The 24,405-nt window shown below is 60.9% G+C and carries 23 protein-coding genes, 4 tRNA genes and 1 pseudogene; 10 read left to right on the top strand and 18 right to left on the bottom strand.

Translation table 11 applies throughout. The annotated features are described in order from the left end of the window. Nucleotide 1: 1 nt before the first annotated feature. From M1D68_RS04050 to yacG, 3 genes are read left to right on the top strand one after another with little or no spacing between them, the layout of a single operon-like run. A complete protein-coding gene (locus tag M1D68_RS04050) occupies nucleotides 2-871 on the top strand; it encodes a prepilin peptidase (RefSeq protein ID WP_457969362.1) in 870 nt (289 codons plus the stop codon). Further along, nucleotides 871-1,494 carry a dephospho-CoA kinase gene (gene coaE, locus M1D68_RS04045; protein WP_434675395.1) on the top strand — a complete coding sequence of 208 codons (624 nt, stop codon included), beginning with the start codon at nucleotides 871-873 and terminating at the stop codon, nucleotides 1,492-1,494. The genes M1D68_RS04050 and coaE overlap by 1 nt, the downstream gene beginning before the upstream one ends. Further along, nucleotides 1,491-1,697, top strand: coding sequence for a DNA gyrase inhibitor YacG (gene yacG / locus M1D68_RS04040; protein ID WP_030140256.1), 207 nt, complete (start codon nucleotides 1,491-1,493; stop codon nucleotides 1,695-1,697). The genes coaE and yacG overlap by 4 nt, the downstream gene beginning before the upstream one ends. Before the next feature lie 9 nt (nucleotides 1,698-1,706). Here the strand turns inward: yacG and M1D68_RS04035 are convergent, their stop codons facing one another. Then, a complete protein-coding gene (locus M1D68_RS04035; RefSeq protein WP_420767623.1) occupies nucleotides 1,707-2,393 on the bottom strand; it encodes an energy-coupling factor ABC transporter permease in 687 nt (228 codons plus the stop codon). 144 nt (nucleotides 2,394-2,537) lie between these two features. Here M1D68_RS04035 and M1D68_RS04030 point away from each other — a divergent pair, with 144 nt between their 5' ends. The 3 genes from M1D68_RS04030 (at nucleotide 2,538) to M1D68_RS04020 (ending at nucleotide 4,794) form a co-directional block, all read left to right on the top strand. Continuing rightward, complete coding sequence (locus M1D68_RS04030) at nucleotides 2,538-3,164, top strand: DUF1780 domain-containing protein (protein ID WP_030140261.1); 627 nt, start codon at nucleotides 2,538-2,540, stop codon at nucleotides 3,162-3,164. Between the two features lie 88 nt (nucleotides 3,165-3,252). Continuing rightward, on the top strand, nucleotides 3,253-3,426 hold the full coding sequence (locus M1D68_RS04025) for a DUF3094 family protein (protein ID WP_039593877.1): 174 nt from the start codon (nucleotides 3,253-3,255) through the stop codon (nucleotides 3,424-3,426). A gap of 69 nt (nucleotides 3,427-3,495) precedes the next feature. Next, nucleotides 3,496-4,794, top strand: coding sequence for an NAD(P)/FAD-dependent oxidoreductase (locus tag M1D68_RS04020; protein ID WP_420767624.1), 1,299 nt, complete (start codon nucleotides 3,496-3,498; stop codon nucleotides 4,792-4,794). A 60-nt stretch (nucleotides 4,795-4,854) separates the two neighbouring features. Here M1D68_RS04020 and M1D68_RS04015 read toward each other — a convergent pair whose 3' ends face one another. From M1D68_RS04015 to rluD, 8 genes are all read right to left on the bottom strand, one after another. After that, nucleotides 4,855-6,480 carry a methyl-accepting chemotaxis protein gene (locus M1D68_RS04015; protein WP_457969358.1) on the bottom strand — a complete coding sequence of 542 codons (1,626 nt, stop codon included), beginning with the start codon at nucleotides 6,478-6,480 and terminating at the stop codon, nucleotides 4,855-4,857. Nucleotides 6,481-6,633: 153 nt separating this feature from the next. Continuing rightward, nucleotides 6,634-6,710, bottom strand: a tRNA-Pro gene (locus tag M1D68_RS04010). Nucleotides 6,711-6,804: 94 nt separating this feature from the next. After that, a tRNA-Lys gene (locus tag M1D68_RS04005) sits at nucleotides 6,805-6,880 on the bottom strand. A 5-nt stretch (nucleotides 6,881-6,885) separates the two neighbouring features. Further along, nucleotides 6,886-6,962: transfer RNA gene (locus M1D68_RS04000), tRNA-Pro, on the bottom strand. A 7-nt stretch (nucleotides 6,963-6,969) separates the two neighbouring features. Beyond that, nucleotides 6,970-7,045, bottom strand: a tRNA-Asn gene (locus M1D68_RS03995). A 315-nt stretch (nucleotides 7,046-7,360) separates the two neighbouring features. Then, the gene (clpB, locus tag M1D68_RS03990; protein WP_420767625.1) at nucleotides 7,361-9,925 is read right to left on the bottom strand and encodes an ATP-dependent chaperone ClpB; all 2,565 of its coding nucleotides are present in this window, start codon (nucleotides 9,923-9,925) and stop codon (nucleotides 7,361-7,363) included. 130 nt (nucleotides 9,926-10,055) lie between these two features. Further along, the gene (pgeF, locus tag M1D68_RS03985) at nucleotides 10,056-10,781 is read right to left on the bottom strand and encodes a peptidoglycan editing factor PgeF (protein ID WP_457969356.1); all 726 of its coding nucleotides are present in this window, start codon (nucleotides 10,779-10,781) and stop codon (nucleotides 10,056-10,058) included. Next, nucleotides 10,778-11,740: a 23S rRNA pseudouridine(1911/1915/1917) synthase RluD gene (gene rluD / locus M1D68_RS03980; protein ID WP_420767627.1), complete on the bottom strand. Its 963-nt coding sequence runs from the start codon at nucleotides 11,738-11,740 to the stop codon at nucleotides 10,778-10,780. Before rluD ends, pgeF begins: the two co-directional genes overlap by 4 nt. Nucleotides 11,741-11,890: 150 nt before the next feature. Here rluD and M1D68_RS03975 point away from each other — a divergent pair, with 150 nt between their 5' ends. The 4 genes from M1D68_RS03975 (at nucleotide 11,891) to M1D68_RS03960 (ending at nucleotide 16,185) form a co-directional block, all read left to right on the top strand. Then, nucleotides 11,891-12,907, top strand: a complete 1,017-nt coding sequence (locus M1D68_RS03975) for an outer membrane protein assembly factor BamD (RefSeq protein ID WP_420767628.1) — start codon at nucleotides 11,891-11,893, stop codon at nucleotides 12,905-12,907. 122 nt (nucleotides 12,908-13,029) lie between these two features. Next, the gene (locus tag M1D68_RS03970) at nucleotides 13,030-13,263 is read left to right on the top strand and encodes a PP0621 family protein (RefSeq protein ID WP_434562250.1); all 234 of its coding nucleotides are present in this window, start codon (nucleotides 13,030-13,032) and stop codon (nucleotides 13,261-13,263) included. Beyond that, nucleotides 13,253-14,842: a two-component system sensor histidine kinase NtrB gene (locus tag M1D68_RS03965; RefSeq protein WP_434562248.1), complete on the top strand. Its 1,590-nt coding sequence runs from the start codon at nucleotides 13,253-13,255 to the stop codon at nucleotides 14,840-14,842. Before M1D68_RS03970 ends, M1D68_RS03965 begins: the two co-directional genes overlap by 11 nt. Before the next feature lie 65 nt (nucleotides 14,843-14,907). After that, nucleotides 14,908-16,185, top strand: a complete 1,278-nt coding sequence (locus tag M1D68_RS03960) for a sigma-54-dependent transcriptional regulator (RefSeq protein ID WP_434611518.1) — start codon at nucleotides 14,908-14,910, stop codon at nucleotides 16,183-16,185. Between the two features lie 185 nt (nucleotides 16,186-16,370). Here M1D68_RS03960 and M1D68_RS03955 read toward each other — a convergent pair whose 3' ends face one another. The 9 genes and pseudogenes from M1D68_RS03955 to M1D68_RS03915 all read right to left on the bottom strand — a co-directional run bounded on the left by M1D68_RS03955 (nucleotide 16,371) and on the right by M1D68_RS03915 (nucleotide 24,296). Then, the gene (locus M1D68_RS03955; protein WP_457970681.1) at nucleotides 16,371-16,439 is read right to left on the bottom strand and encodes a hypothetical protein; all 69 of its coding nucleotides are present in this window, start codon (nucleotides 16,437-16,439) and stop codon (nucleotides 16,371-16,373) included. 788 nt (nucleotides 16,440-17,227) lie between these two features. Continuing rightward, nucleotides 17,228-17,326, bottom strand: a pseudogene (locus M1D68_RS03950) (nucleoid-structuring protein H-NS); the annotation flags it as partial. A 186-nt stretch (nucleotides 17,327-17,512) separates the two neighbouring features. Further along, nucleotides 17,513-18,613 (bottom strand): glycine oxidase ThiO, encoded by a 1,101-nt coding sequence (gene thiO / locus M1D68_RS03945; RefSeq protein WP_457969353.1) that lies wholly within the window; start codon nucleotides 18,611-18,613, stop codon nucleotides 17,513-17,515. A gap of 56 nt (nucleotides 18,614-18,669) precedes the next feature. Then, the gene (locus M1D68_RS03940; RefSeq protein ID WP_434562242.1) at nucleotides 18,670-19,074 is read right to left on the bottom strand and encodes a type IV pilin protein; all 405 of its coding nucleotides are present in this window, start codon (nucleotides 19,072-19,074) and stop codon (nucleotides 18,670-18,672) included. A gap of 10 nt (nucleotides 19,075-19,084) precedes the next feature. Further along, nucleotides 19,085-22,177 carry a pilus assembly protein gene (locus M1D68_RS03935; protein WP_457969351.1) on the bottom strand — a complete coding sequence of 1,031 codons (3,093 nt, stop codon included), beginning with the start codon at nucleotides 22,175-22,177 and terminating at the stop codon, nucleotides 19,085-19,087. Continuing rightward, on the bottom strand, nucleotides 22,164-22,658 hold the full coding sequence (locus M1D68_RS03930) for a pilus assembly PilX family protein (RefSeq protein WP_420767636.1): 495 nt from the start codon (nucleotides 22,656-22,658) through the stop codon (nucleotides 22,164-22,166). Before M1D68_RS03930 ends, M1D68_RS03935 begins: the two co-directional genes overlap by 14 nt. Then, nucleotides 22,655-23,368, bottom strand: a complete 714-nt coding sequence (locus tag M1D68_RS03925) for a PilW family protein (RefSeq protein ID WP_457969349.1) — start codon at nucleotides 23,366-23,368, stop codon at nucleotides 22,655-22,657. The genes M1D68_RS03930 and M1D68_RS03925 overlap by 4 nt, the downstream gene beginning before the upstream one ends. Next, complete coding sequence (pilV, locus tag M1D68_RS03920; protein ID WP_457969347.1) at nucleotides 23,365-23,826, bottom strand: type IV pilus modification protein PilV; 462 nt, start codon at nucleotides 23,824-23,826, stop codon at nucleotides 23,365-23,367. Before pilV ends, M1D68_RS03925 begins: the two co-directional genes overlap by 4 nt. Beyond that, a complete protein-coding gene (locus M1D68_RS03915) occupies nucleotides 23,823-24,296 on the bottom strand; it encodes a GspH/FimT family pseudopilin (protein WP_420767639.1) in 474 nt (157 codons plus the stop codon). The genes pilV and M1D68_RS03915 overlap by 4 nt, the downstream gene beginning before the upstream one ends. Nucleotides 24,297-24,405 lie beyond the last annotated feature (109 nt).

The raw sequence follows: 24,405 nt of genomic DNA, 5'->3' as shown, positions 1-24,405 counted from the left end.
CATGCCCCTGAGCGAATTCTTCGTGCTTTACCCCTTGGCTTTCGTGCTGACCGCATTGCTGCTCGGGCTGATCGTCGGCAGCTTTCTCAATGTGCTGGTGTGGCGCCTGCCCAAGATGCTCGACCGTGAATGGCGCCTGCAAGCCCAGGACCTGCTGGGCCTGCCGACGCAAGCCCCTGGCCCGGTCTACAACCTGATGCTGCCTCATTCCCAATGCCCTCATTGCGGCCACCGTATCCGGGCGTGGGAAAATATTCCGCTGCTGAGCTACCTCATGTTGCGCGGCCGTTGTTCGAGTTGCGCCGCGCCCATCGGCAAGCGCTACCCACTGACCGAACTGGCCTGCGGCGCGCTGTCGGCTTTCGTTGCCTGGCATTTCGGCTTCGGCTGGCACGCCGCGATGGCGATGGTGCTGAGCTGGGGCCTGCTGTCCATGAGCCTGATCGACGCCGAGCATCAGCTGCTGCCCGATACCCTCGTACTGCCGTTGTTGTGGCTGGGGCTGATCGTCAACAGCTTCGAGCTGTTCGTCTCGCTGAACCAGGCATTGTGGGGCGCGGTGGCGGGTTATCTGGCGCTGTGGTCGGTGTTCTGGGTCTTCAAACTGATCACCGGCAAGGAAGGCATGGGCTACGGCGACTTCAAGTTGCTGGCGATGCTGGGCGCCTGGGGGGGCTGGCAAATCTTGCCGCTGACGCTGTTGCTGTCCTCGCTGGTGGGCGCCGTCGTCGGCATTATTGTGCTGCGCATGCGGGACGCGCCGGCCTCGACACAAATCCCCTTCGGCCCCTATCTGGCCATCGCCGGCTGGATTGCGCTGCTCTGGGGTGGTCAAATAACCGACTTCTATTGGCAGTCAGTCGGTTTCTAATGAACAGCCCTGCGAAAAAACCCTGGATTCTCGGCCTGACCGGCGGCATCGGCAGCGGCAAGAGCGCGGCCGCCCAGCACTTCATCGACCTGGGCGTGCACGCGATCGATGCCGATCATGCGGCGCGCTGGGTGGTCGAACCCGGACGCCCGGCACTGGCAAGCATTGCCGAGCACTTCGGCCCTGGCGTGTTGCAGGCAGACGGCGCGCTGGATCGCTCGGCGCTGCGCACGCTGATCTTCGAGAATGCCGATGAGCGTCGTTGGCTGGAAAAGCTGCTGCACCCGCTGATTGCCGAGGAAATTGCCCATCATCTGGGGCAGGCCCAATCGCCCTACGCGATCCTGGTGTCACCGCTGTTGATCGAGTCGGGACAATACGCAATGACCCAGCGGATCCTGGTGATCGACGCGCCTGAACAACTGCAGATCGAACGCACCTTGCAGCGCGACCAGACCAGCGAACAGCAGGTCCAGGCGATCCTCAAGGCCCAATCCAGCCGTCAGGACCGCCTGGACCATGCCGACGATGTGGTGGTCAACGACCGCGATCTCACCTGGCTGCACAGCGAGGTCGAGCGCCTGCATCACTTTTACCTTACCTTGCGTGGAGGCCAACCATGAGCCAACCCCCCATCGTCGATTGCCCAACCTGTGGCGCCCCGGTCGAGTGGACCCCTGAAAGTAAATTCCGGCCATTCTGCTCAGATCGCTGCAAGCTGATCGACCTGGGCGCCTGGGCGTCGGAAGAACACAAGATCCCCGTGGCACCGGATGCCGAGGATGAGTTGTTCAGCGAAGACTTCAACCCTCGTTCCCACCATTAAACGGCGCAATCAAGGCTTGTCGTCGTCGTTCCAGGGTGCCGACAGGTAGCGCGTGCGGTTGAAAGTCTCCAGCCATTCGGGGCTGAACACTACCAACGCGCTGACCACCATGCCGTTGATGAAAGCCTCGGGAAAAATGATCAGCCAGAGGTAGCCGATGAAATCCCCCAGCCAGTAGGGCATGGCAAATATGCCGTCATGCCAGAGCAGGCCCAGCCCCAGCAGCAGGCAGACCAGTGCCGAAAGCGCGGCAGCCAGGAACCCCGAGCAGAAGATATACACAAACAGGTTGCGCGGCTGGGCACGCTCCACCAGGATCGCGCAACACTCAGTGATCAGCACTGGCAGGAGAACCAACAGCGCGCCGTTGATGCCGACCGCCATCATGTCCTGACGGCCCAGCAGCACCAGCGCGAGCTGCGCGCACAAGCCACCAAGGATCGCCAGCGGCCAGTCCAACAGCAGAGTCACGGCGGTCAGGCCGATGAAGTGATACGAAACGCCCGTGTCGAAGTCTCGTCGCACCAGCCACAACATGAACAGCGCGAACACCGTGCCGAACAACAGATGCTGGCGACGACCGTCGGTAAACAGCTCGACCCACGGAGCACGCGCCACCGCCCAGGCCAGCGCCGGCACATAGATCAGCCAGCCGGCCACCAAGGTCTGCGACGAGAGCAATTCGGCTCCGATCATCGATCTACTCCTTTGGCATGCCCGTGCAACACAGACCCCGTGGTCGCCCCGAGATTCAAGCTGGCAGTCTACACCTCCCCACGGGACGCCATTAATCAACGCAACGCTTTGGGCTTGTAGCAATTGAACGCTAAGCTTGGGTTCATGGATGATTCCGATTATTTACGCCTGCTGACCATCGCGGCCGAGCAGGCCAACGCCTTTCTCTCCAACGCCCGCAAATGGGAGCGTGAGCGGTGGGTCTGCCAGCGCCTGTTACAAGGGCTCAACGTGCCTTATCGCGCCGACGAATTCGCTCCGGCCGGAGAGCCGCCGGATGTGCTATTTCGCGACGCCAATTTCGAAGTATTTTTTGTGCTCGACGAGGGCCGTCGTCTCAATGACGAATGGCGAGATGAACTGCAGCGTCGTCGTAGTGCCTTCTCACTGAGCCAACTGGTGCGGCGCGAGGCCAAGCCCCGACGAATTCCCGCCAATGAGTTTCTGATGAGATTGGCACCGACCCTACGCAAGAAAGCCCATAACTACACCGAGCGTGGCATGGACCTGGGCGAACTGGACATCATCGCGTTCGCCAGCCTCAAGCGCGAAGTCCTGGACCTCAACAGCCACTTCCCACCGCCGACCGAATACCTGCGCCAGGGCTGGCGCTCGCTGTCGCTGGTGGGGCCGACGTTCGCCCGGGTGCTGTTCGCCCACCCCGATGCGCCGGACTTCCTGCGAGGCAATCTGGGCCGCAGCATTGTCTTCGACGTGGGGATCAGCCTGTGATTCGCTTGTCGTCTCAGGGCTGTATACGCCGGATAGCCAGACACTGTAACGTCTTCACATTCCGCAACGTCTACCTGACGAGGCCTTTATGACCAGCCGCCTGAACCCAGATGACCAGAAGCATGTCGAAGAGTACCTGCAACTGTCCCAGCACCGAGTCGAGCGCCGGCCTTTCCGGCCGTGGATGCTCCTGGTGGTGGTACTGGCCATCACGATTGGCCTGGGCCTGTTGAGCCGATTGATCAGTTACCTGACGCTATGAGCCGCTATTTGTCATTGACGCTCGCGCAGGTAACGGCACCGAATTCCTTTAGCCTTGCGAGATATCCCCATGACTCATCGTATTGTCATCGTTGGCGGCGGCGCCGGCGGTCTGGAGTTGGCTACCCGTCTGGGTAAGACCCTGGGCAAGCGTGGCACGGCCAGTGTGATGCTGGTCGACGCGAACCTGACCCACATCTGGAAACCGTTGCTCCACGAAGTAGCGGCCGGCTCCCTCAACTCCTCCGAAGACGAACTCAACTATGTGGCCCAGGCGAAATGGAACCACTTCGAGTTCCAGCTCGGGCGCATGAGCGGCCTGGATCGCGAGAACAAGAGAATCCAACTGGCCGCCACCTATGACGAGGCGGGCGTCGAGCTGTTGCCAGCCCGGGAGCTGGGCTACGACACGCTGGTGATCGCGGTGGGCAGCACCACCAACGATTTCGGCACCGAGGGCGCGGCGCAGCATTGCCTGTTCCTCGATACCCGCAAGCAGGCCGAGCGCTTCCACCAGCAGTTGCTTCACCACTACCTGCGCGCTCACGCCGGGCAGACCGATACCATCGAGCGCATCAGCGTTGCGATCGTCGGCGCCGGTGCGACCGGCGTTGAACTGGCGGCCGAGCTGCACAACGCCGCCCACGAACTGCATGCCTACGGCCTGGACCGGATCAAACCGGAGAACATGCACATCACCCTGATCGAGGCGGGCCCACGGGTCTTGCCGGCACTGCCAGAGCGGATCGGCGGGCCAGTGCACAAAACCCTGGAAAAACTTGGGGTGAATGTCATGACCAACGCCTCCGTCAGCCAGGTGACTGCCGACAGCTTGATTACGGCGGACGGCAAAGTGATCGACGCGAGCCTGAAAGTCTGGGCCGCCGGGATCCGCGCGCCAGAATTCCTCAAGGACATCGACGGACTGGAGACCAACCGGATCAACCAGCTGCAGGTGCTGCCGACACTCCAGACCACTCGCGACGACAACATCTTTGCCTTCGGCGACTGCGCCGCCTGCCCGCAACCGGACAGCGACCGCAACGTCCCACCCCGCGCCCAGGCAGCGCATCAGCAAGCCTCGCTGCTGGCTAAATCGCTGAAGTTGCGGATCGAGGGCAAGGCCTTGCCTGAATACAAATACACTGACTACGGCTCGCTGATCTCGCTGTCGCGCTTTTCGGCGGTGGGTAACCTGATGGGCAACCTGACCGGCAGCGTGATGCTTGAAGGCTGGCTGGCGCGGATGTTCTATGTGTCGTTGTACCGCATGCACCAGATGGCGCTGTACGGGATGTTCCGTACCGCGATGCTGATGCTGGGTAGCAAGATCGGGCGTGGGACCGAGCCACGGTTGAAACTGCACTGACATGACGATCGTTCCCACGCTTCGCGTGGGAACACCGCCCGTCCAGCACTTAGTCGTCAATCAAACCTGAAACCGCTGCACCATCGTGCGCAGCGAGTTTGCAAGCTGCGACAATTCATGGCTGGAGGCACTGGTCTGATCCGCGCCGGAAGCCGAGCGCACGGACAAATCGCGAATATTCACCAGGTTGCGATCGACCTCGCGAGCCACTTGCGCCTGTTCTTCGGCGGCACTGGCGATGACCAGGTTGCGCTCATGGATCTCGCTGACCGATGCTGTAATGGTTTGCAGCGCTTCCCCTGCCCGCTCCGCCATCGCGAGGGTGCTCGCCGCACGGCTGGAACTGGCTTGCATGGAATCCAGCGCCTGGGTGGCACCGCTGCGCATGCCCTGGACCATCTGCTCGATCTCCTGGGTCGATTGCTGCGTGCGATACGCCAGCGCCCGCACCTCGTCGGCAACCACCGCAAACCCCCGCCCGCTCTCTCCCGCCCGGGCCGCTTCAATGGCCGCGTTAAGGGCCAGCAAGTTGGTCTGCTCGGCAATGGCCCGAATCACATCCAGCACTTTGCCGATATCCTGGGATTGGCTGGCCAGTGACTGCACCAGGCCGCCGGTAACCTGAACATCCTTGGCGAGCGCGCTGATGGCGTCGACGGTGTCGCTGACCCGCTCCTGCCCCAACGTCGCCGATTCGCTGGATTGGCGGGTGGCGTCGGAGGTTGAAACGGCGTTGCGCGCGACTTCCTCCACGGCGGTGCTCATCTCGGTGACGGCAGTGGCAGCCTGTTCAATTTCGTTGTTCTGCTGCTGCAGGCTGTGGGTACTGTCGAGCGTGACGGCGTTCAGCTCATCGGCTGCCGTGGCCAGTTGCGCGGCCGAGCCGCTGATGCCCTGCAACGTCTCACGCAGATTCTGCTGCATGGCCGCCAGCGCCATGAGCAAACGGCTGACTTCATCGTTGCCATGGGTCTCGATCGGCCGGGTCAGGTCACCCCGGGCTACGCTCTGCGCAGCATTCAGCGCCTCGCCCAGGGGCTTGACGATGCTGCGCGTGAGCAACATGGCCAGGGCCACCGTAGCCAGGGCGGCAAGCACAATGAACAGGCTGACGATCATGCGGGAATTGACGTAGTGCTCCTGGGACTTCTGGCTCTCGATCGACACCTGCTTGGAGAATAATTCCGCCAGATCATTGAGCTGTTTGCCCGAACCGTCCACCACGGTTTTCATGTCCACCAGCAACAACTTGATCAGCTCATCCCGACGCCCCTGCTCCGCCAAGGTAAACGACTGGGCGATACCCGAGCGATAGGCGGCGAAAGTCTGTTTGAACTGGTCGTAAAGCGCCTTGCCTTCCGGCGTGACGACCAATTTGTCGTAACTGGCGATTTTTTCGCTCAGTTCTTTATCCCGGGTATCCATCTGGCCGCGATACACCGCAATGTTTTTCGGGTCCTGGTCCAAGGCCATGCGCAGGGAAATGGTGCGAATGCGCAGCATCAATTCACGGATCTCGTCTCCGCCACGGATGCTGGGCAACCACTGGGTTTCCACCGCGACCTCACTGTCGCGAATGCTCGACATCTGTCCCAGCGCAAAGACCCCGAGCAGCGCCACCAGGACGGCGATCAAGGCAAAACCCAGCGCGGCGCGGCGGGCAATATTCAGTTGGCGAAGGAACATGTCGGGCGCCTTTTCTTGTTGTTGGCCTGAAGGTGGGCGATCGATGCTTGCCCTGTTGGCGGGTTATCGGCAGGTTGTACGACGACTTGAAGTCATCGGCTTTTCCGCAGGCAAAAAAAATCCCCGTATCTTTCGATACGGGGATTCTTAATATGGTCGGGGTAAGGGGATTCGAACTCCTGACATCCTGCTCCCAAAGCAGGCGCGCTACCGGACTGCGCTATACCCCGGTAAAAAAAAGGCGACCTTCGCAAGTCGCCTTCCTCGATCAGCGCTTTTGGCCTCTGATCTTAAGATTCGATTCCAGCGAACTGGTTTCAAAAATGGTGGGTCGTGTGGGATTCGAACCTACGACCAATTGGTTAAAAGCCAACTGCTCTACCAACTGAGCTAACGACCCAAATATGGTCGGGGTAAGGGGATTCGAACTCCTGACATCCTGCTCCCAAAGCAGGCGCGCTACCGGACTGCGCTATACCCCGATTGAAATGGCTCCGTGACCAGGACTCGAACCTGGGACCCAATGATTAACAGTCATTTGCTCTACCGACTGAGCTATCACGGAACTGATATTTCAAGTTACTGCTATTTGAAGCTACAACATTGAAGCCAGCTTCAACCTCTTCTACCCGTCAGCATCGCTGCGTTCGTGTGTCTGAGGCGCGCTATTCTACAATCTTCGTAACCTCTGTCAACCCCTTAAATTGCTTTCAAGACAATGATTTGCAACTTATTTTAGGTTCCTTCCCAAAGAGAAGTCGCCCTTGGGGTGACGTACTGCGGGGCGCACTTTACAAGTCTTTTCCTTTGAGTTCAACGGCCTGATGAAAAAAATGGCCTCGCAATGCAAGGCCATTCCAATATCCGGCGATGCCGGCCTTCAGTTGAAGACGATTTCGTCGTTTTCCACGGTACCGGTCACGGTTTCGCCCGGCATGAACCGCCCGGACAGAATCAACTGCGCCAACGGGTTTTCGATCCAGCGCTGGATCGCTCGCTTGAGCGGCCGCGCGCCATAGACCGGGTCGTAACCCACCGCGATCAGCTTGTCCAACGCCTCGTCGCTCAGTTGCAGCTTCAACTCGCGCTCGGTGAGGCGGCTGCGCAGGCGACCCAGCTGGATCTCGGTGATGCCGGCGATCTGATCCCGGGCCAACGGCTCGAAGATCACCACTTCGTCGACACGGTTGATGAACTCCGGCCGGAAGTGCGTAGAGATCGCATCCATCACTGCGGCACGTTGCGCCTCGCGATCGCCGACCAACTCCTGAATCTGCGTCGAGCCCAGGTTGGAGGTCATCACGATCACCGTGTTGCGGAAGTCCACCGTGCGCCCATGACTGTCGGTCAGGCGACCGTCCTCCAGCACTTGCAGCAGGATGTTAAAGACATCCGGGTGCGCTTTCTCGACCTCATCGAGCAATATCACCGAGTACGGCTTGCGACGCACGGCCTCGGTCAGGTAACCGCCCTCTTCATATCCAACATAGCCCGGCGGCGCGCCGATCAAGCGGGCCACGGAGTGCTTCTCCATGAATTCGGACATGTCGATGCGCACCATGGCTTCCTCGGTATCGAAGAGGAACTCGGCCAGCGCCTTGCACAGCTCGGTTTTACCCACACCGGTCGGGCCGAGGAACATGAACGAGCCGCTCGGACGGTTGGGGTCCGACAACCCGGCACGGGACCGGCGCACGGCGTTGGACACCGCCACCACCGCTTCTTCCTGGCCGATCACACGCTGGTGCAACAGGCTTTCCATCTTCAGCAGCTTGTCGCGCTCGCCTTCGAGCATCTTCGAGACCGGAATGCCGGTCCACTTGGACACCACTTCGGCGATTTCTTCCTCGGTGACCTTGCTGCGCAGCAGCTGGTTTTCGCTTTTGCCGTGTTGGTCGACCATCTGCAGGCTGCGCTCCAGGTCCGGGATGACCCCGTACTGCAGCTCGGCCATGCGGTTGAGGTCACCTTTGCGGCGAGCCGCTTCCAGCTCCTGGCGGGATTGTTCGATCTTTTGCTGGATCTGCGCCGAACCCTGGACTTCAGCTTTTTCCGAATTCCAGATCTCTTCGAGATCGGAATATTCGCGCTCGTGACGAACGATTTCTTCCTGCAACCTTTCCAGACGTTTCTTCGCCGCTTCGTCGCTTTCTTTTTTCAGCGCCTGGGACTCGACCTTGAGTTGAATCAAGCGTCGCTCCAACCGATCCAGCACTTCGGGCTTGGAGTCGATTTCCATGCGGATACGGCTGGCGGCCTCGTCGATCAGGTCGATGGCCTTGTCCGGCAACTGACGGTCGGTGATATAGCGATGGCTGAGCTTGGCCGCCGCGATGATCGCGCCATCGGTGATGGCCACTTTGTGGTGGACCTCATAGCGCTCCTTCAGGCCGCGCAAGATGGCGATGGTGTCTTCTTCGCTGGGCTCATCCACCAGCACTTTCTGGAATCGCCGCTCAAGCGCCGCGTCTTTCTCGATGTATTGGCGGTATTCGTTGAGCGTGGTCGCACCGACGCAATGCAGCTCACCACGGGCCAGCGCAGGCTTGAGCATGTTGCCGGCGTCCATCGAGCCTTCGCCCTTGCCGGCGCCGACCATGGTATGCAATTCATCGATGAATAGAATGATCTGGCCTTCCTGCTTCGACAGTTCATTGAGCAGGGCCTTGAGCCGTTCTTCGAATTCACCGCGATACTTGGCGCCAGCGATCAGCGCCCCCATGTCCAGAGACAGCAGGCGCTTGCCCTTCAGCCCGTCCGGCACTTCGCCGTTGATGATGCGCTGGGCCAAGCCTTCGGCGATGGCGGTCTTACCCACGCCGGGCTCACCGATCAGGACCGGGTTGTTCTTCGTGCGCCGTTGCAGGACCTGGATGGTTCGACGGATTTCATCGTCACGGCCGATCACCGGGTCGAGCTTGCCTTCTTCGGCGCGCTTGGTCAGGTCGACGGTGTATTTATCCAGGGCTTGGCGCGCTTCCTCGTGGTTCGGGTCGTTGACCGCATCGCCCCCGCGCAGGTTGTTGATGGCGTTTTCCAAGGCTTTCTTGCTCACGCCCTGACCGAGCAGCAACTTGCCAAGCTTGCTGTTCTCGTCCATCGCGGCGAGCAACACCAGTTCGCTGGAAATGAACTGGTCGCCCTTCTGCTGGGCCAGGCGGTCGGCCTGGTTGAGCAGCCGCGCCAGATCCTGGGACATGTTTACATCACCGGTCGGATTCTGGATCTTGGGCAACTGGTCGAGTTCTTTGGCCAGTTCCTTGCGCAGGCTGTTGACGTCAAAGCCCACTTGCATCAGCAGCGGCTTGATCGAGCCGCCCTGCTGTTCGAGCATGGCCTGCATCAAATGCGCCGGTTCGATACTGGGATGGTCCAGCCCGACGGCCAAGGACTGGGCGTCGGACAAGGCCAATTGTAATTTGCTGGTTAAACGGTCAATACGCATGGGTCACCTTCCTATTGAGCAGGCCGGACCTAAAAAACATCCTGAATGAAGAAACCTGCCAGATACCGCTATAGATGTGGCCGATTCTGGAAGATTCAAGCAGCGCACTGTTGATACAGATCAGGAGAGTCTAGCGTTCGAGCCAGATCAAGGAAGCGAAGCGACCGGTGCGCGCGTTGCGGCGATAGGAAAAGAAGCGTGGGTCGGTCACGGTGCACAAGCCGCCACCGTACACGGCGGTAACGCCCCGTGCCGCCAGACGCAGGCGCGCCAGCGCGTAGATATCAGCCAGGAACTTGCCAGTGTTGTGGCTGGGTACGAAGGCTCGCTCTGCGTCGGCCAGTTGCGCAATAAAGGCTTCGCGCACTTCCGGCCCGACTTCGAACGCTTGCGGACCGATGGCCGGGCCGAGCCAGGCAAGGATTTCATCCGCGGGCATGGCAAGGCTATCGTGGGTGGCTTCCAGCACACCGTTCGCCAATCCGCGCCACCCGGCATGGGCCGCCGCGACATGGGTTGCGGCGCGGTTGCAGAACAACACCGGCAGGCAATCGGCCGTCATTGCCGTGCAAGCGACACCCGGCGTGGCGCTCCAGCTCGCATCAGCGGTAACCACCTGGGTCGGATCAGCCTCGACCACGTCAATACCGTGGACTTGCTGCAGCCAGGTTGGAGTGATCGCGAATCGGTCGGTGAGGCGGCGACGATTTTCAGCGACGTCCGCAGGGTCGTCGCCGACATGGTCGCCCAGGTTGAGGCTGTCGAACGGCGCCAGGCTGACGCCGCCTTCGCGGGTGGTGACGCAGGCTTTGACCCGGGCAGGCGCGGGCCAGTCGGGGAGCAGCCAGTCATTCATCCGATGAACGCCTCGCGGTCCTGCTTGAGCAACGTCAAAAGCCAGACAAAATCATCCGGCAGCGGCGATTCCCAGCTCATGCGCTTGCCGGTCGTCGGGTGATCGAGCTCAAGGAAGCGCGCGTGCAGCGCCTGTCGAGGGAAATTCTTCAGCGATTCCACCATGGTCTGGCTGGCAGCCGGTGGAATGCGGAAACGACCGCCATAGGCCGGGTCGCCCACCAATGGGAAATTGATGTGAGCCATGTGCACGCGGATCTGGTGGGTCCGGCCGGTTTCCAGCTTGACCCGCACGTGGGTGTGGGAACGGAAGCGTTCAAGCACGCGGTAGTGGCTGACGGCCTGTTTTCCGCCTTCCATCACGGCCATGCGCTGGCGCTGCTGGCCGTGACGGCCGATCGGCGCGTTGATCTTGCCACCGGCGGTGACCACCCCGATCACGATGCACTCATAGATGCGGCTGACGCTCCGGCTTTGCAGCTGTGTCACCAGTTGCGTCTGCGCCTGGATGGTCTTGGCGACCACCATCAGACCGGTGGTGTCCTTGTCCAGGCGATGGACGATACCGGCGCGCGGCACATTGATGATGCCCGGCACGTGGTGCAGCAAGGCGTTGAGCAACGTGCCGTCGGCATGACCGGCCGCCGGGTGGACCACCAGGCCCGCAGGTTTGTTGATCACCAGGATATCGTCGTCTTCATAGACGATGTCCAGGGCAATGTCCTGGGCGACCCATTCTCCCTGGGCCTCCTGCTCGGCGGTCAGCTCGAGGACGGCACCGCCATGGACGATGTCGCGCGGGCGGATCACCGCTCCGTCCACCGTCAGGCGGCCGTCCTTGATCCAGGCGGAAAGGCGCGAGCGCGAGTGCTCGGCGAAGAGTTGGGCGGCGACTTGATCGAGGCGTTGGCCGCCCAATTCGGACGGCACCTCTGCGCGAAGTTCTATTTTATCGGACATGCTCGGACTGGGCGTCGGCACAGCCTTTGGTTTCGGCTGCGCGCTTGTGGTTAAATACGGCGTCTTTTGCCCCGAGGCTTTCAACGGGGCGCTCATCATAACAGGACGGCCCCGCCCAAGACAGCGGCCGTCATAGGGACGCAAGCCGCCATGCAAGTGAAACACCTGCTGCTGATCGCCATCCTCGCATTGACTGCTGCTTGCTCGTCGAAGGAAGTCGTAGACGAAAACCTGAGCGAAGTCGAACTGTACCAACAGGCGCAGAACGACCTGGATAACAACAGCTACACCAGCGCCACCGCCAAGCTGAAGGCGCTGGAGTCGCGGTATCCGTTCGGTCGCTACGCCGACCAGGCGCAGTTGGAGCTGATCTACGCCAACTACAAGAACGCCGAGCCGGAAGCTGCCAAGTCCGCCGCCGAGCGCTTCATTCGTCTGCACCCGCAGCACCCGAACGTCGATTACGCTTACTACCTCAAGGGCCTGACCTCCTTCGACCAGGACGTCGGACTGCTGGCGCGCTTCCTGCCGCTGGACATGACCAAGCGTGACCCGGGCGCCGCGCGCGACTCCTACAACGAGTTCGCCCAGCTGACCAGCCGCTTCCCCAACAGCCGTTATTCGCCCGACGCCAAGCAGCGCATGATCTACCTGCGCAACCTGCTGGCGTCCTACGAAATCCACGTGGCTGATTACTACCTGACTCGCCAGGCCTACGTCGCCGCCGCCAACCGTGGCCGATACGTGGTGGAAAACTTCCAGGAAACCCCATCGGTCGGCGACGGCCTGGCGGTGATGACCGAAGCCTACCAGCGCCTGCACTTGGACGAACTTGCGGCCACCAGCCTGGAAACCCTGAAGCTGAACTACCCCGACCACCCTTCCCTGGTCGACGGCCAATTCACCCCACGCGTCGACGAAGCCGACAACCGTTCGTGGCTGAGCAAGGCGACCCTTGGCCTGATCGAGTCCCGTCCTCCGCTGCCACCGGGCGAAACCCGCGCCAACCAGGACGTACAGCGTCAGTTCCAGGATGCCAAGGAAGCCATTCCGAACGAGCTCAAGCCAAAGGATGAAAATGGCGACGTGATCGAAGAGCCAGAGCCTGAAAGCGAGTCCAGCGACCGCTCCTGGTTCAGCTACATGACCTTCGGCCTGTTCGACTGACACACGGCCCGATGAAAAAGGAGACTCGCGAGTCTCCTTTTTTGTGCCTGGGTTTTATTGCGCTGTGCGCCGTTCCTGTCCTTGGCTAAACTGCCTGATCTCTAGCCAAAAAGTCGCCCACCATGCTTCGTCTATTGTTTTGGATCGTACTGATTGCCGCCGCGATATGGCTGTGGCGCAAGTTCAAGGGTGCCTCCTCCGCGTCCAACGCGCCCCGGGAGCAGGACGCGCCGCCGATGGTTCGCTGCGCCCATTGCGGCGTTCACTTGCCACGGGACCGGGCGCTGGAGCTCCAGCAACAATGGTACTGCAGCCAGGCTCATCTCGAGCAAGGCCCGGGCACTCGTGATCGCTAAGGACGAACGCCCTCGCGTCAAACAGGCGCAGCGCCTGCTGCGTCTTTATCACCTGTACCGCCTCAGCATCGGCATCACCCTGGTGCTGTTGATCTCCAGCAACATGGACAACCGCCTGCTGGAGTTCGCCAACGACGACCTGCTACGCAGTGGCAGTTGGTTATACCTGATATTGAACATCCTGCTGGTAGTGTTCCTGGAGAACACTCGCCACCCCGCGCGACTGTTTGGCCTGGCATTGACCGACATATTGCTGCTGTCGTGGCTGTTCTTCGTCGCGGGCGGCGCCCCCAGCGCCATCGGCAACCTGATCATAGTGTCGGTGGCGATCGGCAACACCTTGCTGCGCGGCCGAATCGGCCTTCTGCTCGCCGCTGTGGCCACCCTCGGAATCGTCGGCTCGACTTTCGTGCTCGGCCTCAGCGATTCGAGCCGGCCCAGCAGTTATTTGCAGGCGGGCACCCTGGGCGCCTTGTGCTTTGCCGCCGCGTTGCTCGTGCAGCGCCTGACCCGACGACTGGAAGCGAGCGAGATCCTCGCCGAGCAAAGGGCCAGCGAAGTGCTCAGCCTCGAAGCGCTCAACGCATTGATCCTGCAACGCATGCGCACCGGCATCCTGGTCCTGGATCGTCAACGCAGGGTTCAACTGGCCAATGAAAGCGCCTTGAACCTGCTGGGCATGCATGACCTGATCGGCCAGCGAATCGACGATTCATCGAGCGCCCTGGTCGAACGACTGCAACTATGGCTGAACAACCCCAGCCTGCGGCCGCAAAGCCTGACCATCAGCGGCAGCGGCCTGACGTTGCAGCCAAGCTTTATCGCCCTGGGATCGCAGGATCAGCAGCAGATCCTGGTATTTCTCGAAGATCTGGCCCAGGTGGCCCAACACGCCCAGCAACTGAAGTTGGCTTCCCTCGGTCGCCTCACCGCCGGTATCGCCCATGAAATCCGCAACCCGCTGGGAGCGATCAGCCACGCTGCGCAATTGCTGCGCGAGTCCGAGGAACTGAACGACGCGGACCGGCGTCTGACGCAGATTATTCAAGATCACTCCCAACGTATGAATCGCGTCATCGAGAATGTCCTGCAGCTGTCACGCCGCCAGCAAACCGCGCCCCAACGCCTGGATCTACGCACCTGGTTGGAGCAATTCGTCCAACAGGCCAGGGAAAGCGCCGCGCAACACCAACAGTTGCACCTGGACATCGCTCCAGGCGACTACATCACCCTGATGGACCCCGGCCAGCTGGCCCAGGTGCTGGATAACCTGCTGCGCAACGCCTGGCGCCACAGCGCAATGGCCCATGAACAGGCCGAGGCGTGGCTGGAGCTATTCATCGATCCCCGCAGTCAACTGGCGACACTGGACATCCGCGACAACGGCCCCGGCGTGACACCTGACCAGCAGACACACCTGTTCGAACCGTTCTTCACCACCAGCAACCAGGGCACTGGCCTTGGGCTCTATCTGTCCCGTGAGCTGTGCGAAAGCAACCAGGCCCGCCTAGACTTCAAACCACGCCAAGGCGGCGGCTGCTTTCGCATCACCTTTGCTCACGGACGGAAACAGATTTGAATACACGCTCACGGCAACGAATCCTGGTCGTCGATGACGAGCCGGACATCCGCGAACTCCTGGAAATGACCCTGGGAAGGATGAAACTCGACACCCGCAGCGCCAAGAACCTGGCCGAGGCGCAATCCGCCCTGGCGGGCGAAGCCTTCGACCTGTGCCTGACCGACATGCGCCTGCCCGATGGCACCGGCCTGGAACTTGTGAAACATATCCAGCAACGTTATCCCCAACTGCCCGTGGCGATGATCACCGCCTACGGCAGCCTGGACGTCGCCATCGACGCCCTCAAGGCCGGCGCCTTCGATTTCCTGACCAAGCCCGTGGACCTGACTCGCCTGCGGGAACTGGTCGGCAGCGCCCTGCGCCTTTCAGCCGGCATCCCGCCCGCCGCCACCGTCGAACGCTGTCTATTGGGCGACTCGCCACCGATGCGCAGCGTGCGCAAGCACATCGAAAAACTGGCCCGCAGCCAGGCGCCGGTGTACATCAGCGGCGAATCGGGTTGCGGCAAGGAACTGGTCGCCCGCCTGATCCACGAGCAAGGGCCCCGTGCCAGTCAGCACTTCGTGCCTGTCAATTGTGGGGCGATTCCCAATGAGCTAATGGAAAGCGAGTTTTTCGGCCATCGAAAAGGCAGCTTTACCGGCGCCATCGAAGACAAACCCGGACTGTTCCAGGCCGCGCACGGTGGAACGCTGTTCCTCGATGAAGTGGCCGACCTGCCGCTGGCGATGCAGGTCAAACTCTTGCGCGCCATCCAGGAGAAAGCCGTTCGCGCCGTCGGAGGCCAGCAGGAAGAAGTGGTGGACGTACGAATCCTCTGTGCCACCCATAAAGACCTGGACGCTGAAGTCGCCGCCGGGCGCTTTCGCCAGGATTTGTACTACCGACTGAACGTCATCGAACTGCGCGTCCCGCCCCTGCGCGAACGCCGTGAAGACATCGAACCGCTGGCCAACCACATGCTCCAGCGCCTGGCCGCCAGCACTGGCAACCCTGTGGCGAAGCTGCACCCACAAGCACTCGAGGCTCTGCGCAACTATCGCTTTCCGGGCAACGTGCGGGAATTGGAAAACATGCTGGAAAGGGCCTATACCCTTTGCGAACACCATCAGATCGAGGCCGATGACCTGCGCCTTGCCGAGAGCTACGCGGGTGGCGACGTGGCCAATGCCGACCTGGTGCGGGTCGACAACCTTGAAGACTACCTCGAAGACGTTGAACGCAAGGTCATCCTCCAGGCGCTGGAGGAAACCCGCTGGAATCGCACGGCGGCGGCACAACGATTGAAGTTGTCGTTTCGATCGATGCGATATCGGTTGAAGAAGTTGGGGTTGGATTAGCTCAAAGCTTGGGGTTCATGCTCATCCCGTGGCGAGGGAGCTTGCTCCCGCTGGGCTGCAACGCAGCCCTAATCTGGCACCTCGCTGTATCAGGCGGACCGAGTCGTTGCTGTTGGGGCTGCTGCGCTGCCCAGCGGGAGCAAGCTCCCTCGCCACATGGGTTGTGATTACCGCATAGGCGCCGTCTACCGTCCGATAACCGGCACCTGCTCGTCCAGCACTCGATTGGCGAGCAATTCACCCAGTTCAATCAGTTGCTTTACGCCCAGGGCGATTTGTCGATGGTGCGCTTGGTGGCTTCATCGAGCCCTTCTGGGTTAAGGCTGGCGTCAGGAGAGGCTTTATTGTTTTCTGAAGGTGAAGAAGGCTTGTCATACATTGCGGTACTCCAAAGAGGAATGGATTACCAAGTTAGCGGGCCGCGACGCCCGGACGCTGAATTGGCAGCGACGGAAATAGGTTAGCGAGAGTTCTTCCCACCCGGCAACCGCCAGACCTTGTCGGATAATTCGGCTTGGGTCAGGCGGTTGGCCGACCATTCCCACAAAGGCTCGTTGGCTGAGGGCAGTGGATATATCCATTTTTGCGGTAACGGCTACCTAGGGTTCCGCCCTTACGGCGGGTCACTTTCGAAAAGCGCGAAAGTAACCAAAGCGCTTTTGCCCCACCACTCGGCACCTCGCCTAGGCGAGGTGTTCCCTCACTCCGGCATTGCTCCGTGGGCCCGCCGCGAAGGGCCATCCATGGCCCAGCGCGGCTATCCCGGCATCCATGCCGGAATGCCCACTACACAATGCCTGCGTTCGGCCAGCGTGGTTTAACGGGGCGTATAGATCAAAATCAAAAGCAGAGCAACAGCAGCAGCAACAGCAACAGCAACAGCAACAGCAACAGCAACAGCAACAGCAACAGCAACAGCAACAGCAACAGCAACAGCAACAGCAACAGCGGACGGACCCGCATTAGCTTGATGACGATCTACAGATTTGTGGGCCACCGCAAATCCCACAATTTGGATTGGAGTGTGACTGCCGTTGATTTTGATTTTGATCTGAGGCGCCCCGTTAACCACGATGGCTGAACGCAGGCCTTGCGCAGTGGGCACCTCGGCATGGATGCCGAGGTAGCCGCGCTGGGCCATGGATGGCCCTTCGCGGCGGCCCGCTGCGCAAGGCCGGAGTGAAGGCATGCCGAGCCTAGGCGAGGCACCGAGTGGTGGGGCAAAGCCTTTTTGGTTACTTTTTTGGCGTCTGAAAAAAGTGACCCGCCGTAAGGGCGGAACCCTAAGCAGCCATTACCGCAGATATGGATATGTACCCGATCACAACTACAACCGCCCAGCCGGCGCATAAGGCACAGGATCAACCACCGGCTCGCGCCCCAACATCAAATCCACAAACAACCGACACGAAGCCGGCGCCAGCACCAGCCCATTGCGATAATGCCCACAGTTCAACCAAAGCCCCGCAAACCCTGGCACTTCGCCAATATAGGGAATCCCTTTCGGCGACCCAGGCCGCAACCCCGCCCAGTGCCCAACCACCTCGGCATCGGCAAGCTCAGGAATAAGCGCCACCGCCGAAGCCTTGAGGCTCTCCAGCGCGGCATCGGTCGGCGTCTTGTCAAAGCCCTCACGCTCCAGCGTACTGCCAACCAAGATGTGCCCATCACGACGTGGAATCGCGTAGCGCCCCTTGGCCAGGACCATGCTCGACAAAAAATCCTCCGCGCATTTGTACAGGATCATCTGCCCCTTCACCGGTTCGACCGGTAACTTCAAGCCCAATGTCTTGAGCAGCTCGCCACTCCAGGCGCCAGCCGCCAATACCACTTGATCGCCGCGAATCGCTCCAGCCGAGCTGTCCACTCCCACCACGCGCTCACCGTCGCGTATGAATCCCCGGACTTCGCAGTGCTCATGGAGCGTGACGTTGGGCAGCGCTGCCAACGCAGCCTTGAGGGATTTCACCAGCCGGGGATTACGCACGTTAGCCACGTCGGCCATGTAGATCGCCCGGGAAAACCCTGAACCCAGCACCGGCACGGCGTCGTGAACCGCCGAGATATCCACGGCGCGCAACGGACGCCCTTCCCGCTCGGCCCAGGCCAGCGCTTCGTCCTGGTCATCGAGGTCCAGCCAATACAGCCCGGTGACATGCACCTGTGGATCAATCCCGGTGGCGGCAAACAAGCGCTCGCCCAGCTGTGGATAAAAATCCTGTGACCAATGGGCCAGCGCGGTGACCGCCGGGCTATAACGCCACGGGTACAACGGCGAAACGATACCGCCACCCGCCCAGGATGACTCCTGCCCAACGCCGGAGCGATCCAGCAGCACGACGCGCTGCCCCTCACAGGCCAGATTGAATGCGGTCAGCAGGCCAATCACCCCACCGCCGACGATCACCACTTGCTGTTGCCTGGTCATGTTCTGTTTCGACTCATTAGACAAAGGGCGCAACGCCGCGCCCATCAATAGAAAACTCAGCGGCCCCAGCAGTCCTTGACGGTCACCCCGGCAGCGGCGTTCGTGATGTCCCGCTTGCCCGTGTTGTTGATCGTGAAATCACCGCACTTGTCCGCGGCCATGGACGAGCCGCTCCTGCGCGCGGCCGTCAACGTGAAGGTCTGGTCCGTCAAGGTCGTAGGGATAATGGTGTAGAAGTCATTCCCAGTGCTCAGGCCGGTCGCGTTGGAATAGACGTTGTTCTTCGAGTAGTGACGCTCGAGGATCTGCGCCTGCTCCGACAACAGCGAGGCAATCTCGGTACGCCGGGCCTTTTTAATGTATTCGGTCAGGCTCGGATAGCCGATGGTGATCACGATACCGATGATCGCGATGACAATCATGATTTCGATCAAGGTGAAACCTCGGTTGGATCTGTGCATGCCTTGCCTCTCACTGTATTTGTCGCCACATGATGCGGCGGCTGCCGCCGACGGCTTTGCCCAGCAGATCGGTGATACCACCACCGGAGTCGTTCACGATCATATTAGTAGCCCCGTTGGCACTGACCACCGCGCTTAGGGTCGGGATCCCGCCCGTGAACACCACGCCGGCGGAAATCGTGTCGAGGCTGTTGAGCGAACCATCGTTATTGGTATCGAGTACCGCATAGTTGAGCATCTTACCGTTGAACGCATCCACTTCGATCAATTTGCCGGTACCGAAGCTGGCGCATGGGTCGGTGGTGTCCACGGCGGCCGTGGTGAAGACAACGCGACCAAGTACCAGGTTGGCCGGATTGATGACACGCTCGCCAGTGAGCGCATTGTTGTATGTCAGCGGCAGATACCAGCCTTTCTTCGTGGGATAGGCCACGTCGGTCTCGCTGGTCGTTATGAACTGCCCCGTAGCGCCGGAAAAGATACCCGTGATTGACTGGGCTTGCAGGCTCGAGACGGCGATCTGCCCCGTGCCGCCAGTGGCGTCCCAGATTGAATAGAACCCCTGCAGATCCTTGTTGAGCTTGTCCACGGACTCGTTGAATTTGCCCGTGCCGAAAAACACCTGAATGCCGCCCTGGGGGTTTTCCGCCAGCAAAGGTTGGGCGGTAATCGGTTGGGTCGTCCCGCCGGGGGCGGTGAACAATGGCTGACCGGCGAATGCCAGGCCCCAGGTGTTCGGTGAGGCACCACTGAGGTCGAACTTCCACATCCGCCCTCTCAGGTCACCGCCATAGGCGGCCTGAACCACATTCTGGGAATTGACCCGAAGCTTGACCGACGACAGCCCGTTATTGGTTTCGCTGCTGTTGACGATGATTTTCCGGATCAGCGAACCGTCGCGAATATCCACCACGTACAGCGCGGCCACACCGGTGTTGCTGCCGTAACCATTGGAGATAAACGCGGCCCAACGGCCATCCGCCAACCGCGCCACTTCGGGGCGTGCGTAGGCGTAGCCCAGGTCATTGAAGGGGTGCGCTGTGTTGGCGACCGTCGGCGCGCTGATTTCCCACAACGCCCGAATCGCGTTGCCCGCCGATGCATCGAACAGTTGCACCGCATAAAAAGCCCGGCCACCCGCGCCGGTTCCGCCCAGGGCAAGGGTTTTCCAGACGGAGCCCAGTTGTGCATCAAAAACGCCGAGCTGCCCATCCACCAGGAATTTGTGGCTTACGCCGTTGACGTAGCTGGGGTCGGCGATGAGCTGCAACGACGGGAGGACGCTCGATGGCATGTAAGCGTAACGCCGGGTGCCGTTCGTACTGTTGATGACGCTGAAGAAACCATCGTTGGCGTTCACCACCAGGCTGGCGTTCATGTTCGCCGCCTTGGTCGTCAGGTAGGCGCTGTAGCTGGTGTCATTCACCAGGTCGGAGGCGGTCTGGTCGTTGGGCGAAGCCAGCAGCAGCGGTGAATTGATGATGTCCCCGAGCAAGGCGCTGCGCGCTTTCAGCCCGGTCTTGTTGATGCCCTTGCTCCATTCCACCAAGTCGTTGCCGGTGACCCCTGTAGGCAGGCCCTGGCTCAGGCTGGTCTGCTGAGCCGGGGAGAAGTTCCCGTAGGCCAGGGTTACCGGCACGTTGGTGGCGGTGTTCCAGGACTGATAGATCGGCGCCGTCGCGCCGGGCACGATAGCGGTGTCGGTGGTCCATTGAACCGCCGCCGTGTTGACCGTCCCGGTGGAGTTGAAACCGAACGCCTTGATGGTCCCGCGCCAATCCCTGGGGTCATAGGTGGTCTGGTAGTAACTGGAGGTGCTTGAGAGCGTGGCGCCATTGCTGGTGCCGCCGCCTCCCGAACCGGCCTTGGAGGTGATGTCGCTGAGGGCCGATGACAGCGCCGAGTTCAAGCCCTCGCTGTCGGTGGCCGGATAATATTTGCCCGCACCATAGCGAGCGGCGTCGGAAAGCATCTGGTTAGTAACGGCAAACCCTACGGTATAAGTGTTGAGGTACTGCCGGCGAAACTCGGCCCCATCCCAGCTCTTGCCCGTGACATCGGTGCCTGTGGTGCGCATGTCAATGTCGAAGGCGAACTTGGCGATGTCATCCAGATAAAGCGTGTCGCCCTCCGCATCGCCGCTGGAGCTGGCACCATCGTTGGCACTGATGCCATCCCAGTTCGGCAAGCGGTTGCCCCCTAGGGGGTCGTTGGTGGGAAACGTGCGGTCATAGGTGGGCAGGCCATCCGTGATCACCACGCCAAAGTTCTTCTGGCATCGGTATTGGATCGGGCTGGTATAGGTGCTGGGTGTACCGTTGTGGTACGGCGCCATGCCTCGGAAATAGCGGGTGACTTCGTAATAACTTTCGGCCAAAGGCGTGTTGGCAACGGCGCCCAAGCCGTTGATGGCGTTGATCAAGGCGCTGTAGTTATTGTTGGCCTGGGCCTGGGTCACGCTGCCACTGACTGAAGAAAGATCGCTGATGGCCCGGGCAATGTAGCCGCCCGGGCCGGAGTTGCTGCTGTTGGGCGGGTTGAAGGTGGCAAGGCCAATGCGCAGGGCGCGGTTATTGGCGACCAGGTCGGTCGAGACATCCCGTGCAACATTGATGCGATAATCGTTGGGAATCGTCCCCGTGGTGAAGTCCCGGCTGGCACCGTTGGCCAGGGTTACCAGATAGGCCAGGTACTTCCCCGCGTAACGGGTATTACCCCCGCCCACCGGATCTGGCAGTCGCAGGCAGATTCGCCCGATGCCGGTCCGATAGAAGCCGTACCAGCCAGACAAGCAGCCGCCCCGCAACAGGCTCACCAACAGAATGTTCGAATCGTCCTGATCCAGCTCATACCTGTCGTTGCAGTTGTTAGTGGAGTTACATGCAAAGGTGCGCGTCTGCGTCGCCGCCGGATCAAAGCCGGCGGCCCAGATGATGTTGTTCATGCTTCCGGAATCATCGATCAGCAGCATCACGTTGGGCGTCACCGCCGCCGCGCTCAACAGTGGCGACTCCGAAGGCGTGAAGCCATAGACCGGCGCCGCCAGGTAAAGGCTGAGCAACGCCCCCCACAACGAACCGAGCAGCGCCCTAATACTTCGCATAGATGCTCTCCACCACGCTGCGCTGATTGTTGCCCACCACAGCCACCGCAGTGATCCGATACAACGTCGCCGAGGTATTGACCGGCACGTTGACTGCCGCAAGGGTCGTGCCGATATTCTGCACGCCATAAAAGCCGCCCGCGGCGGCCACCCAGAGCACCCCCGACGACGAATTACGCCCCGCCCCTGTCACCGTCGCCGACTCGGCCGGTGGAGCACATTGTGCCGGGGTGCTACAGACCGGCAATGAATACGTCTCGACCTGCACAGCGCTTTCCCCCACCCTCAGCGCAGCCTCGGCCAGTTGGAACGACTGGTTGCGCTGCATGACGCTGCCGGTCATTTTTTCCTGAAGCGTGGCGCTCTGCATCGACGACAGGCCGATCAGCGTCAATAGCAGCAAAAAAACCAGGCTGACCAGCAATGCCATGCCGCGCTGGCGATGTCCGAGGCCTGTCGAAGTCATCGGTCGCTCCCTCATGGCAACCGGTTGCGCAAGGCGGCAACCACGTTGAAGGTCTGGTCGCGCACGCTGTTCCTCGGATCGAACAGCGTCAGTGTCAAGCGCACGCTGCGAATCAGCGCCGGGTCGGTCGGGTTGGCGCTGTAGTTGGTGGCCGCGATATCCGTCGCACTGTCGGCCACGCCAAAGGTCACGTCGAACGCCCGCACGTTGTCCACCAGCACCGCCATGGTCGGGTTGCCGCGGCCACTGCCCAGGAGCAGTTGATTGTTGCTGAAACCGTAGATCAAACGACGAATCGGAAAAGCCAATTGCCCGCTCGCCGGTAATCGCGCCCCGGTGTAGGCGGTCGCCGTGTTACGGCAGTCGGAAATGATCGTCCAGGCCGGCGTGCCGCCGCTGTTGCCGATGTCGGCCGTCACCAGGGTCAACCTTCGGTTGGCGTTGTCCCAGCGAATCGGGGTGAGCTGGCTGGCGGCGAAATCATTGTCCGAAGAGGCATCGGTGATGGTCGCCAGGCAGCCAAACATGCCCACCATGCGAATCTCCTGGATCATCTTGCTCAAGGCAAACCGTGCGTCCTCCTGCATCACCGCCGCAGCGTTCTGGCTGACATAGGTGTTCTTGGCCGAGATGAAAATCTGCACGACGCCCAACACCACGACCAGGCTGATCACCAGCGCGATCATCAATTCAATCAGGCCGAATCCCCGGTTGCTTCTATTCATGGTGGCGTCGCCACCGGGTCGACGGCGACACGGCTGGTCAATACGAAGCTACGCCTGGCCTGCCCTGTGTTTGTCGTGTTGGCGGCCCGGGCATCGTCCCAGGAAACAGTGATGGTGTAGACCCGCTGATTCAGCGCGACAGTGCCCGTGGCCGTGGCGCCGCCGAAGGCGACGATGTTGGTCTTGAAGTCGTACAGGTCCTGGTCCCGGGCCACGCTGAGATTGGGTGAGCTGGGCGGCGTGATGGTGTAGTCGGCGGCTGAATTGGCGCGGATACGGTCCATCAGGTCGTAGGCGATGAAGCTGGCCTGGCTGGTCATGCGCGAGCTGTCGGTGTACTTGAGCGCATTGAGCTGGACCATCGCCGCCCCCAACAGGCCCACGCCAAGGATCAGCACCGCCACCAGCACCTCGATCAGCGTCATGCCCTCCTGTGCCCGTCTACTGCAACCCTTCATCCGCAACTTCCATCCAATACAATTCGTCCATTGAGGCAAACACTGAGCGTCCTGCTCTGCGCCCCCCGTACGTAACTGAAACTCACCGGCGTGGCCGGTGCCGATAATCCGCCCAGGTTGTTGAAATCGATACTGGTCACATCTGAGGTTAGCGTCAGAGTCACGCCGCTGCCCATCGCTGGAACAACCCGCAATACATTGGCCGGATTGCCGGTGCTGTCATACACGGTCAACTCACCACTCCAGGCTCCGCCCTGCGTCGTGGGCCGAATTCGCGTGGTAATGCCACGATTGATCGCTTCCATTCGCGCGAAGTTCAAGGCACGGCGCAAGTCGCCGATCTCGGTATCGGCCTTGCTGCTTTGCAGCGACCCGGTGAACGACGGCACCGCCATGGTGATCAGGATCAACAGCACACCGAGGGCCACCAGCAGCTCGATCAGCGTGAAACCTTTTGTACGAAGATCCATCGATGCCCTCCGTTGCCGTCGGCTATACCTGCTTCTACAACGCTAGAACAAACCACCGCTTGTGGCGAGGGAGCTTGCTCCCTCGCTACAACATGCTTCCTGCCAATCG

This window comes from Pseudomonas sp. R4-84 (genome assembly GCF_054130985.1).
Note: the sequence above shows the minus strand (reverse complement) of the source record. Positions and strands in the feature narration are given on the sequence as shown.

Coding starts and splice junctions, on each gene's coding strand:
- yacG (WP_030140256.1), top strand. CDS start 1,491: ATGAGCCAACCCCCCATCGTCGATTGCCCAACCTGTGGCGCCCCGGTC.
- M1D68_RS03915 (WP_420767639.1), bottom strand. CDS start 24,296: ATGGATCTTCGTACAAAAGGTTTCACGCTGATCGAGCTGCTGGTGGCC.
- M1D68_RS04035 (WP_420767623.1), bottom strand. CDS start 2,393: ATGATCGGAGCCGAATTGCTCTCGTCGCAGACCTTGGTGGCCGGCTGG.
- thiO (WP_457969353.1), bottom strand. CDS start 18,613: ATGACCAGGCAACAGCAAGTGGTGATCGTCGGCGGTGGGGTGATTGGC.
- pgeF (WP_457969356.1), bottom strand. CDS start 10,781: ATGAATGACTGGCTGCTCCCCGACTGGCCCGCGCCTGCCCGGGTCAAA.
- M1D68_RS03925 (WP_457969349.1), bottom strand. CDS start 23,368: ATGAATAGAAGCAACCGGGGATTCGGCCTGATTGAATTGATGATCGCG.
- coaE (WP_434675395.1), top strand. CDS start 871: ATGAACAGCCCTGCGAAAAAACCCTGGATTCTCGGCCTGACCGGCGGC.
- rluD (WP_420767627.1), bottom strand. CDS start 11,740: ATGTCCGATAAAATAGAACTTCGCGCAGAGGTGCCGTCCGAATTGGGC.
- M1D68_RS03930 (WP_420767636.1), bottom strand. CDS start 22,658: ATGAGGGAGCGACCGATGACTTCGACAGGCCTCGGACATCGCCAGCGC.
- M1D68_RS04030 (WP_030140261.1), top strand. CDS start 2,538: ATGGATGATTCCGATTATTTACGCCTGCTGACCATCGCGGCCGAGCAG.
- M1D68_RS03935 (WP_457969351.1), bottom strand. CDS start 22,177: ATGCGAAGTATTAGGGCGCTGCTCGGTTCGTTGTGGGGGGCGTTGCTC.
- M1D68_RS04025 (WP_039593877.1), top strand. CDS start 3,253: ATGACCAGCCGCCTGAACCCAGATGACCAGAAGCATGTCGAAGAGTAC.
- M1D68_RS04015 (WP_457969358.1), bottom strand. CDS start 6,480: ATGTTCCTTCGCCAACTGAATATTGCCCGCCGCGCCGCGCTGGGTTTT.
- clpB (WP_420767625.1), bottom strand. CDS start 9,925: ATGCGTATTGACCGTTTAACCAGCAAATTACAATTGGCCTTGTCCGAC.
- pilV (WP_457969347.1), bottom strand. CDS start 23,826: ATGAAGGGTTGCAGTAGACGGGCACAGGAGGGCATGACGCTGATCGAG.
- M1D68_RS03940 (WP_434562242.1), bottom strand. CDS start 19,074: ATGCACAGATCCAACCGAGGTTTCACCTTGATCGAAATCATGATTGTC.
- M1D68_RS03975 (WP_420767628.1), top strand. CDS start 11,891: ATGCAAGTGAAACACCTGCTGCTGATCGCCATCCTCGCATTGACTGCT.
- M1D68_RS04020 (WP_420767624.1), top strand. CDS start 3,496: ATGACTCATCGTATTGTCATCGTTGGCGGCGGCGCCGGCGGTCTGGAG.
- M1D68_RS03970 (WP_434562250.1), top strand. CDS start 13,030: ATGCTTCGTCTATTGTTTTGGATCGTACTGATTGCCGCCGCGATATGG.
- M1D68_RS03960 (WP_434611518.1), top strand. CDS start 14,908: ATGACCCTGGGAAGGATGAAACTCGACACCCGCAGCGCCAAGAACCTG.
- M1D68_RS04050 (WP_457969362.1), top strand. CDS start 2: ATGCCCCTGAGCGAATTCTTCGTGCTTTACCCCTTGGCTTTCGTGCTG.